We start from the raw sequence: 9,904 nt of genomic DNA, 5'->3' as shown, positions 1-9,904 counted from the left end.
TCCCCTTCCTGTCGCCTTTGCCGGGAAAGATGCCTATCTGTCCACCTTGCGGGGAATGATCAGCAGTGCTGGCGCAAGCGCCGTTATTATCCCGCAGATTATTGAAGGCTGGACTGACGATATTGTCAGCGGCTTGGGGCTGGTCTTCGCAGGCTCTCCTGCTGATCTGATGGCCCGTCCGGTGCCGGACATGTCTTTGCCGGAAATTCAACCAGACGCCCTGTCCTACCTTCAGTTTTCTTCTGGTAGCACGCGTTTCCCAATGGGTGTCTGTGTCAGCCAGCGTTCTGGAATGGCAAACGTAGCGGCCATTGCTCATGATGGCCTGCAAGTGCGTGAAACCGGAGACCGGTGTGTTTCCTGGCTGCCGCTCTACCATGACATGGGGCTTGTGGGTTTCTTTCTTACCCCTATGACCTGTCAGTTGACGGTAGATATGCTTCCCACGCGGGAATTTGCTCGCCGCCCACATGTCTGGTTGGACCTGATCAGCCGCAATCGCGGAACGATCGCCTACAGCCCATCCTTCGGTTATGAACTGTGTGCACGCCGCCCTGCCTCTGCTGGGCTGGACCTTTCAAGCTGGCGGGTGGCCGGAATTGGGGGCGACATGATCCGCCCGCATATTCTGGAAGAATTTTCGGAACGCTTTGCGAGCGCCGGGTTCAGCTCAAAGGCGTTTGAAGCCAGCTACGGGATGGCCGAAGCCACACTGGCGATCAGCTTTGCCCCGCTAAATACTGGGATTCAGACGGACACGGTTGATCTGGCTGTGCTGGAAAGCCAGGGAATTGCTTGCGCACCAACCCATCCTGATGCCCCGACGCGCACCTTTGTTCTATGCGGGAAGGTTCTGCCGCATCATGGGCTGGAAGTGCGTGATGCGCATGGCAATATATTGGGTGACCGGCAGGTGGGCACCATTTTTGTGCGCGGCCCCAGCCTAATGGATGGTTACTTCCGCCGCCCTGACGAAACGCGCCAAGTGCTTGATGGGCAGAAATGGCTGAACACCGGTGATCTGGGTTACATGCTGAACGGCCAGATTGTGGTAACAGGCCGCGCAAAAGATCTGATTATCATCAATGGACGGAATATCTGGCCGCAGGATCTGGAATGGTCGGCTGAAACCAATATTCCTACCCTCCGCAGTCGTGATGTCGCTGTGTTCTCTCTTGAAAAAGGCGAGCAGGAAGAAGTTGTGGCTCTGATTCAGTGCCGCGCAACTGATCCGCAAATGCGTGAAACTCTGCGCAGTGAAGCCGCCAACCTGTTCCGGCGTCTGCACGGTGTTGATGTCTCTGTTGTGCTTGTGCCGCCCCATGCGCTGCCGCAGACATCTTCTGGCAAACTGACACGGGCCAAGGCGCGCAACATGTTTTTGAGCGGCATGTTTGAACCGCAGCCCGATATAGCCTCAGCCTGCTAAGCCCACCCTGCGATCTTAGGTAGGCTGGACACTGGTCAAACCCTTGTTTTTCTCCCATAAGGTCGCGCCATTGGGCGGAAGCTCATTTTGTTTAAACACGCATAAGGATGAAGGGATCCGATATGAGCGAAACCGTTGAAAGCGTTTCTGCGCTGATCATCCAGAAGCTTCTCGCCAACCCGAAGGTGCCTCGCGATATCGATGGAAACTGCAAGATCATGGAAGATCTTGCCTTTGATTCTCTGGCAGTCATGAACTTTGTCATGGAAGTTGAAGATACGTTGGATGTCTCCGTTCCGTTGGACAAGCTGGCTGACATCCGTACCATCAATGATCTTGCAACCTGCATTGTTGACCTGAAAAACAAAGGCTGAGTGCGTATGACGTCACTTTTTTCCAAGTTTGACGGCACGGCCAGTGCACTTGGCGCTCTGGTCCAGGCAGGCGGACGCAACCCCTTTGCTGTTGTCATTGAAAAGCCGATTTCCTCGACAGTTGGCGTGATTGAGGGCCGGGAAACACTGCTTTTCGGCACCAATAACTATCTTGGCCTCAGCCAGTCCGAGCGTGCCATCAAGGCTGCGCAGGACGCGGTGGGCAAATATGGCGTCGGCACAACAGGGTCACGCATTGCCAACGGCACGCAGTCCCTGCACCGTCAGTTGGAACAGCGTATTGCCGCTTATTTTGGCCGCCGGGACGCCATGGTTTTTTCCACCGGATATCAGGCCAATCTGGGAATGATCTCCACCCTGGTGGGAAAAGACGATTATCTGATTCTGGATGCAGACAGCCACGCCAGCATTTATGATGGCAGCCGTCTGAGCCCTGCACAGGTGATCCGCTTCCGCCACAATGATGCCGAAGATCTGCACAAACGCCTTAAGCGACTGGACGGAACGCCAGGCGCAAAGCTGATTGTTGTGGAAGGCATTTATTCCATGACCGGCAATGTGGCACCCATTGCGGAAATGGCGGCCGTCAAACGGGAAACGGGCGCGTATCTTCTGGTTGATGAAGCCCACTCCTTTGGCGTGATGGGAGAAAAAGGGCTGGGCGTTGCAGAAGAAGCCGGCGTTGAAGCCGATGTGGACTTTGTGGTTGGCACCTTCTCCAAAAGCCTTGGTACTGTTGGCGGTTATTGCGTTTCCGATCATCCTGAACTGGAAATGGTGCGTCTGAACTGCCGCCCCTACATGTTTACGGCATCATTGCCGCCAGAAGTGATTGCCGCCACCATGGCCGCGCTGGAGGACATGCAGGAACACCCTGAACTGCGGACGCATCTGATGGCCAACGCGGCCCATCTGCATGCAGGATTCCACCGGATTGGTCTGAACGCCAGCCGACAGGTAAGCCCGGTTATTGCTGTTACTCTGGAATCCTTGGAACAGGCCATTCCCATGTGGAACCGGCTGCTTGACCTTGGGGTGTACGTCAACCTGAGTCTGCCCCCGGCCACCCCAGACCATCGCCCCCTGCTGCGGTGTTCCGTGATGGCAACCCACACACCCGCCCAGATTGATCAGGCAATCGAAATTTTCCGTCAGGCTGGTCTGGAAGCTGGCGCCATTGCAGAACCTGCTGCTCTTTAACGGCTTTTCTGAAACGCTCCCTTACGCCACAAACGCCACAACAAGGGCGGCCCGGCAATGAGGGGGTGTTTTTCTGCAAACGGGGTCAGAGGCACGGCTATTCCGCTATGGCGTTCAATTTTCCATACGGCATAGCGGGCTCCGCCTGAAAAGGTAAAAGCCGCTTTCATGAGCCGGACAATGTTCAGGGGTTTGCCTAGGGTTGTTCTCAAGCCCCATGCTTTTTCCTGCTTCTTTTTTTGGGCAGGCGACAATATCGGCTCAAGCTCCGTATCACTTTCCCGCACGGCAAGCCCTGCTATCCGCCAACATGGAAGCAGAAGGCGCGCATAGCGCTCCTGATAGCTGGCAACGATGCCAGCCCCCCTTCCCGCTTTTTCCACACGTAATTCAGTCTGATAGGTGCGACGGTAAAGCGCGTTCCAGAACGCTTCCGGCTGCCCTTTTTCCGGCCCCAGCCATGCTGCCCACACCGCAGCCGTTATGGTTGCCCGCATGACGCACCGCTGCAAAGCCTCTTCAGCTTTGTGGTTTGCGGCCCATACAAGCCGAACAGGCTGGGAAAAACGGGCCCATACCGTGGTATCCCACGTCTGCAAGCCGGTTAAGGTACGAAACTGAGCCAAAGACAGAAGAGCCACTTTGGCCCGAAGCAGGCGTCCCTCCACTTCGATCTCATGATATTCTACGTTCGGTGGTAAAAGCGTATTCCCCACCCGTGCCAGAAAAGGCCGTGGCCAGTCAGACTGGCGCCGCAAAATGACATAAAAATCAAGTAATGTATCGTCCTGCAGGCCACCACGCAGGCCAGAACCATAAAACAGCACGCCTAAAGGACGAGCTGATCCAATCATGTCCCAGACAAAATCCGTGATTTCAGGGGCAACGGGTGTGTTTAGTTCCTGCTGTATTTGTGTTTGCAAGACCTTATGCGCATCAGCCTGTTCATAAGAGGAGAACGCTGCCATCACCCTCGCCTTTTATGCCTGAAGGAAAGACACAACTGGCCCAGCCGTTATGTCCAGACAATGATCTGGCCCGGTATCCAGAACCTCTCCATCCAGCACAAAAGACTGCTCCGTCCGCAGCCGGATACGCTCGGAAGAGCCGCTATGGTAGGATGAGCTATTCTGTATCCAGGCCGGAGCACGGCCGCGCACAAGATTCCAGATGGCTTTGGTCAACCGTTCCGGACGGGCTGCTACATCCAGATAGCTGATACCCCGATCAGCTTCTCCCTCCGGCTTCCAGAATGGCCAGATTCCATGAGGGAGACACTGCAAGCCAGTACAGAGGAACAGGAAACAATCGTGCATTTCTGCCGCATTTCCTTCCAACCCTACCCCCAACGGCGTCCCATTCAACCATCCCTGCCGTAAACGGGGCGTAAGCAACTGGCGCGCCGTAAGCGCGAAGGTGGCGAGCACGGCCGCATCGTGCGCGTAGTTTTTCAGGATAGCAGGCTGATGCGCGATCTCAATCGCACGCGTAAAGGCACCTAAACCGCCAAAAAAACCAAGCTCGGCAGCCCGGTCCTGGCCCGGCCAGGAAAGGACAAGAGGCTGACGCTCCTTGACCTCACATTGCAGTTGTTGGGTACGGGCTAGCTCCTGCAAACGCTGCAATGCTTCCACCCCACGCAGGCCAAACCCGACATCCGCCGCAATCAGATTCGTATTGCCGGACGGCAAGACCGCAATCTTGGGTAGCCGATGGTTGGGATAAGAGGACGCATACAGAACACTCAGCACTTTACCGACTGTTCCATCCCCCCCATCTACCACAAGACATTCGACCTGCTGGCGAGCAAGATCTTCGATTGTTTCTTGCAATGCCAAGGATGTATCCGGGGCGTAGAACATCGGACCGAGCATGTCTCGCGCGGTTGCAAGGTATTGACGATCCGCCTTGAGATTACGTCGGCTACGGGAATTATGAATTAAGGCGAAACGATCTGGCACTCAGACACTCATGCGTTTGCAGATAATGCGCCAGCGCCTTTTGCCCCGGCATATGCCGGTGGTATAGTGGGACTTCTTGAACTTGTCACATGCTGTCCTGTCAGACCCTCCTGTGCCGGAGTCTCCTGTTTTTGTCCTCTCTTGAAATTGCGCATTTTTCTGACCCGCATCTGCCGTTGGTCGGGCTGCCGGCGCTCAGTGACATTCGCATCAAGCGTCTGCTGTCTCTTCTGTCCTGGCGGCTGAAACGCCGTCATGTGCATCTGGCAGCACCGCTGGCCGCCGTCATGCGGGATATTCGTCAGTACCAACCAGATCTGGTCGCCCTCACCGGAGACCTGACCAATCTGGGTCTGGCCAAGGAGTTTCAAGCCGCCACCCGATGGCTGAACGAACAGGAACTGCCGGAAACCCTTCTGGTACCCGGAAATCATGATGCGCTGATCCGCGAGGCCGCTGAAACCAAAAGCGCCTTATGGAACCCCTGGCTACACAGCGAGACAGGATCGCCTTCCCTTTTGAAAAAAGGGCCTGTCGCTCTGATCGGTCTGAACAGTGCTATTCCTACTCCCCCTTTCTTTGCGTCCGGCCGTGTTTCAGATAGCCAGCTTGCAGCGCTTGCCCCTCTTTTACGCCAGACGGCAGAGGAAGGGCTGTGCAGAATAGTGCTGATTCATCACCCTCCGGTGCAAGGATTGGTGAGCAAGCGCAAGGGACTGGACAGGATGGAGCGCTTGCAGGCGATCCTGAAACGTGAGGGAGCCGAACTGGTTCTGCATGGCCACTCGCACCGTGCGACTCTCTCCTGCATTCCGCACACGGATATTCCTGTTGTCGGCACGACATCTGCCTCACATAGTGCGGGCACCCCGGATCAGGCCGCAGGATGGAACTGTATTTCTGTCCGCGCTGAGGCTGCGCAATGGCGCATAAGCGTTCAAAGGCGAGAGCTGGGTTCTAACGGCAGAATGCAGGACGGATTTTTGCACCATTTCTCTCCCCATCGCCTTTCTGACGCAAAGGCGCTATGAAACCGCCATGCAGCACGAGCCTCTCTTGCGCAGGGTGAAAGCATTCTTCACGCCCGGAACGCTTGACCGTTACCTGATTGCGCAGGTCATTCCACCTTTTTTGGTTGCTCTTTCGGTTGTCATGGCCGCGTTGCTGCTGGAACGACTGCTGGTGCTGTTCAACCTGCTGGCCGCAGGCAACAATCATCTGGGCACATTTCTGGAACTGCTGGGCACATTGCTGCCGCACTATCTGGGGCTCGCCATTCCTGCCGCGCTGTGCGTGAGTGTATTCTCCGTTATCCGGCGCATGAGCCAGAATGAAGAAATTGACGCCATAACCAGCAGCGGCGTTTCTCTCGTGCGCATTACCCGCCCTTTTATCCTGCTGGGTGCGTTTCTGGGCTTCCTGTCCTTTCTACTATACGGATTTGTCCAGCCCCACGCGCGTTACGACTTCCGGGAAGCGTTCTACGTTGCCAGCCACACTGGCTGGGCACCGCGCCTGCAATCACGCATGTTTGCCAGCCCGTCCAACCATCTGACGCTTGTGGCAGACCATGTGGACCACGCAGGTTCGCATCTGGAAAAGGTCTTCATTCGGGACACGTCTGACCATCAGGAACGCGATATTACTGCTGCACGCGGGCACATCCGGCTGGCGTCTGACAATTCCGCCGTGGAAATTGATCTGGAAGACGGCACCATCCTGACAGACAACGGGAAGAATGTCCCGTCCCTCACCACGTTCGACCACGCAACCAAAACGTTGACGGAAGCCTCTCATCTGTCACCCTTCCGCAAACGCGGAGAAGATGAACGGGAACTGACGTCTCCCGAACTGGTCAGCCGTCTGATACAGCGCGACCCCGCTATCTCCCGCCCCCATATGCGTTCGGAAGTCCATTTCCGGCTGGCGCGTAGCCTGACCATCCCCTTCATTCCCGTGCTGGCGGCGGCCCTTGCCATCATGCGCAAGCGGCAACGAAGCAGTGCTGGGCTCGTAGTGGCTTTTATTGTCATGGTGGGTTTTGATCACCTGCTCCAGTTCGGGCACAGCATGGTCGCCACCAAGAAGGCTCCTCTGCTTATTATATGGGGCCCCGCGTGGGTCTTTGTGATCGGCTGTTCGCTTCTGCTTCTTTATAAGGCAGGCGTGTTTCAAGCCCTCAAAGCGCAATGGGCTGCCAACCGCCGGTCTCATAGCGCAGGGGAAAGGGCTGTCTCGTGAGTAAAACCTCTCGCCCTCCGCGGTTTGTGCTGCTCCGTTATCTTTCCGGTGTTCTGCTGAACCGCGTTCTCTTCAGTTGCGCTGTGCTGGTGGGGCTTCTGGAAATTCTGGCCCTGCTGGAACAGACGACCCCCATTCTCCAGCGCCATCTGGGGGTGGCGGGCATCTTTACCTATGCCGGCATGCGCTTACCCTTTCTTATGGCTGGGGCACTCCCTCTCAGTCTGCTGATCGGGGCGCTGGTCATGCTCTCCCAAATGACATTGGCGAGTGAGATGGCCATCCTGCAGGCATCGGGCCTTTCCATGCTGGGCCTGTACAAACGCCTGATCCCGGCCACGTTGATTATTGGTGCCTTGGGAGTCGTTCTTGATGATCAGGTAACACCACGTTCGGAACAGGCTTTGGCCGCCTGGTGGAACCGAACAGATCCCCACCCGGAAAAAGGCCATGCCTTCTGGTTTCATGAAGGGCGACAGGTTGCCCGCGTGACGTATGTGGCGGATGGGGGCAACATGCTCTCCGGTCTGGATATCTACTCACGCGATGAAAAAGGTTTGTTGCAAGAAGTGATCCACGCTGATCGCGCTGATTATACCCATGCCAATGGGTGGGTTCTTCACACCGTCAAACGCATTCAGATCAATGATCCAACGGCAACGCGCCTGCCGTCAGAAGAGCAGCGAAACTGGCAGACAACCTTGCATCCGTGGGATTTTATCCGCCTTTCCACGGAAAATCCGCCCCTTTCATCCGGCACCATCATCGGCATGTTGCGGGGGCATTTGCCTTCTGATTCCAGTCCGGGTTTTCTACAGGCCGGGCTGCTTGAGCGCTTTCTGCGCCCGGCTGCAATGCTGGTACTCCTGTTAATTGCCATGCCGGTGATCTATATCCCTCCTCGCACGGGCACCCGTAGCTGGCTTCCGGTCTGGTGTCTGGGGGCAGGTCTGCTGTTTATTGTGGCGCAAGGTCTTCTACGCGCCATGGGCAATGCGGGCCTTCTGCCGCCGCCCGTTGCAACTGTTCCTGGCCTGATTATCTTCACGCTGGGGGCCGCAACAGTGCTTTTGAGGAATGAAGCAAAATGAGTGGAACGCTGAACAATGCGAGCCTGAAAACAGGCCGGAGCTTTGATCTGGGCAAAATGAACCTCAGACAGCTTTGGGTTGCGTATCTCACCTACCCGACCATTCTGCTCTATTTTGCTCTGATTGTTGCCAGCATTGCCGTCGCCACGCATTTTTTTGCAGGATGGGGCGCAACGCTTGTTTCCATCGTTGCCGTTATTCTGGTCTATCCACTGGTGTGGTATCTGCTGCACCGTTATGTGCTGCATGGTCGTGTTCTGTATAAAATGAAGTGGACCGCGTCCTTGTGGAAACGGATCCACTTTGACCACCATCAGGACCCGCATCTGCTAGATGTGCTGTTTGGTGCGCCCGTCACCACGCTGCCAACAATCGCCATCATCACCTGCCCCATCGGCTATCTGATCGGGGGTATTGGGGCATCTGCCACGGCATTTGGCACAGGCGTTACCATTACGTGCATTTATGAATTTTTCCACTGCATCCAGCACCTGAACTATAAACCGCGTTCCGCCTGGATCCAGCGCATGAAAGCCCGCCACGTTCTGCATCATTTCCATGATGAAGACGGCAATTTCGGTATCACCAGCTTTGTGGTCGATCGCCTGTTCGGCAGCTATTACAAGGACGCCAAAGCACGCCCCCGCAGCCCGACCGTTTTCAATCTGGGCTATGATATCAAGGAAGCCAAAATCTACCCGTGGGTGATGGATCTGACTGGTTCCCCCCCGCGTGACCGTCCGGATGGCGCCCGGCCGGACGCCAAAGCAGCGCGTGGCACCCGGCACGCCGCATGAACATTTCTTCCAAGGGTCTGAACGTTCTGGTTCTGGCCGGTACACGGCCCGGGGCGCCAGACCCCATGGCACAGGCAGCCGGGGTTTCTCATAAAGCCATTCTGCCCGTAGCAGGCACCCCCATGATTTTGCGGGTTCTGGCTGCCCTCCGCGCCACCCCGGCAGTTGGACGGACTGCTGTCTGCATTGATGATCCGACTGTTCTGAACGGTATTTTACCACCTGATGTCGGCATCATCCCTTCTCGCCCGGAAGGGCCAAGCGCCAGCGTTCTGGCGGGGTTGGCGCAGCTCGGCACGCCGTTGCTTGTCACCACGGCCGACAGTGCTTTGCTGCGCCCGGACTGGATTACGGAATTCCTGGAAAAATGCGGGCCGCAATGTGATGTCGCCGCCGCAGTTGCCCCTGAAGCCGTTGTGCTGCGAGATGTGCCGGGCACTAAACGCACCTTTATCCGGCTTTCTGATCTGGCGTTCTCTGGCTGTAATCTGTTTCTCTTCAATTCCCCTGCCGCCGTAAACGTGGCGACGCTCTGGCTGAAGGTAGAGAAAAACCGCAAACACCCTCTCCGCATTGCCTGGCTTCTGGGGCCGATGGTGCTACTGAAAGCGGTCTGCAAAAAACTCAGCCGTGCGGCCTTGTGCGCTCGGATTGGCAAGCTGACAGGCGCCCGGGCTGAACTGATCTGCCTTTCGGATGGTCGCGCTGCCGTGGATGTCGATAAGCCTGCCGATCTGGCTTTGACAGAAAAACTGATTGCGGCTGAAGCGCCAGCCTGAAACTGAATTTC

General features: G+C 56.4%; 10 protein-coding genes (1 of these 10 running past the window's edge). 8 read left to right on the top strand and 2 right to left on the bottom strand.

The window, feature by feature from the left end:
* The 3 genes from ASN_RS14365 to spt all read left to right on the top strand — a co-directional run.
* On the top strand, nt 1-1,429 hold the 3' portion of the coding sequence (locus ASN_RS14365; RefSeq protein WP_086898267.1) for a fatty acyl-AMP ligase. Its footprint begins 347 nt before the window's first position; the window shows 1,429 of its 1,776 coding nt (coding positions 348-1,776); its start codon lies off the left edge, out of view; its stop codon occupies nt 1,427-1,429.
* A gap of 122 nt (nt 1,430-1,551) precedes the next feature.
* A complete protein-coding gene (locus tag ASN_RS14360) occupies nt 1,552-1,803 on the top strand; it encodes an acyl carrier protein (protein WP_006558274.1) in 252 nt (83 codons plus the stop codon).
* Between the two features lie 6 nt (nt 1,804-1,809).
* On the top strand, nt 1,810-3,024 hold the full coding sequence (gene spt / locus ASN_RS14355) for a serine palmitoyltransferase (RefSeq protein WP_058988558.1): 1,215 nt from the start codon (nt 1,810-1,812) through the stop codon (nt 3,022-3,024).
* Here the strand turns inward: spt and ASN_RS14350 are convergent.
* Entirely contained in the window at nt 3,021-3,992 is a 972-nt protein-coding gene (locus ASN_RS14350) for a hypothetical protein (protein ID WP_058988557.1), read from the bottom strand. The genes spt and ASN_RS14350 overlap by 4 nt on opposite strands.
* 12 nt (nt 3,993-4,004) lie before the next feature.
* Complete coding sequence (locus ASN_RS14345; RefSeq protein ID WP_058988556.1) at nt 4,005-4,985, bottom strand: diacylglycerol/lipid kinase family protein; 981 nt, start codon at nt 4,983-4,985, stop codon at nt 4,005-4,007.
* An 89-nt stretch (nt 4,986-5,074) separates the two neighbouring features.
* Here ASN_RS14345 and ASN_RS14340 point away from each other — a divergent pair, with 89 nt between their 5' ends.
* Genes ASN_RS14340 through ASN_RS14320 form a run of 5 tightly spaced genes read left to right on the top strand, consistent with a single transcriptional unit; the run spans nt 5,075 to nt 9,893 of the window.
* Complete coding sequence (locus tag ASN_RS14340) at nt 5,075-6,016, top strand: metallophosphoesterase family protein (protein WP_058988555.1); 942 nt, start codon at nt 5,075-5,077, stop codon at nt 6,014-6,016.
* Nucleotides 6,017-6,023: 7 nt separating this feature from the next.
* Nucleotides 6,024-7,226 carry an LptF/LptG family permease gene (locus ASN_RS14335; protein WP_006558269.1) on the top strand — a complete coding sequence of 401 codons (1,203 nt, stop codon included), beginning with the start codon at nt 6,024-6,026 and terminating at the stop codon, nt 7,224-7,226.
* Nucleotides 7,223-8,317, top strand: a complete 1,095-nt coding sequence (locus tag ASN_RS14330; protein WP_039904007.1) for an LptF/LptG family permease — start codon at nt 7,223-7,225, stop codon at nt 8,315-8,317. The genes ASN_RS14335 and ASN_RS14330 overlap by 4 nt, the downstream gene beginning before the upstream one ends.
* Complete coding sequence (locus tag ASN_RS14325; protein ID WP_006558267.1) at nt 8,314-9,114, top strand: sterol desaturase family protein; 801 nt, start codon at nt 8,314-8,316, stop codon at nt 9,112-9,114. Before ASN_RS14330 ends, ASN_RS14325 begins: the two co-directional genes overlap by 4 nt.
* Nucleotides 9,111-9,893 carry a nucleotidyltransferase family protein gene (locus ASN_RS14320; protein WP_082666702.1) on the top strand — a complete coding sequence of 261 codons (783 nt, stop codon included), beginning with the start codon at nt 9,111-9,113 and terminating at the stop codon, nt 9,891-9,893. Before ASN_RS14325 ends, ASN_RS14320 begins: the two co-directional genes overlap by 4 nt.
* Nucleotides 9,894-9,904 lie beyond the last annotated feature (11 nt).

This window comes from Acetobacter senegalensis (genome assembly GCF_001499615.1).
Taxonomy (GTDB): Bacteria; Pseudomonadota; Alphaproteobacteria; order Acetobacterales; family Acetobacteraceae; genus Acetobacter; species Acetobacter senegalensis.
The sequence above is the reverse complement of the archived record's forward strand: the minus strand, read 5'-3'. Positions and strand labels throughout refer to the sequence as shown.

Coding starts and splice junctions, on each gene's coding strand:
- ASN_RS14320 (WP_082666702.1), top strand. CDS start 9,111: ATGAACATTTCTTCCAAGGGTCTGAACGTTCTGGTTCTGGCCGGTACA.
- ASN_RS14350 (WP_058988557.1), bottom strand. CDS start 3,992: ATGGCAGCGTTCTCCTCTTATGAACAGGCTGATGCGCATAAGGTCTTG.
- ASN_RS14340 (WP_058988555.1), top strand. CDS start 5,075: ATGCTGTCCTGTCAGACCCTCCTGTGCCGGAGTCTCCTGTTTTTGTCC.
- ASN_RS14335 (WP_006558269.1), top strand. CDS start 6,024: ATGCAGCACGAGCCTCTCTTGCGCAGGGTGAAAGCATTCTTCACGCCC.
- ASN_RS14325 (WP_006558267.1), top strand. CDS start 8,314: ATGAGTGGAACGCTGAACAATGCGAGCCTGAAAACAGGCCGGAGCTTT.
- ASN_RS14360 (WP_006558274.1), top strand. CDS start 1,552: ATGAGCGAAACCGTTGAAAGCGTTTCTGCGCTGATCATCCAGAAGCTT.
- spt (WP_058988558.1), top strand. CDS start 1,810: ATGACGTCACTTTTTTCCAAGTTTGACGGCACGGCCAGTGCACTTGGC.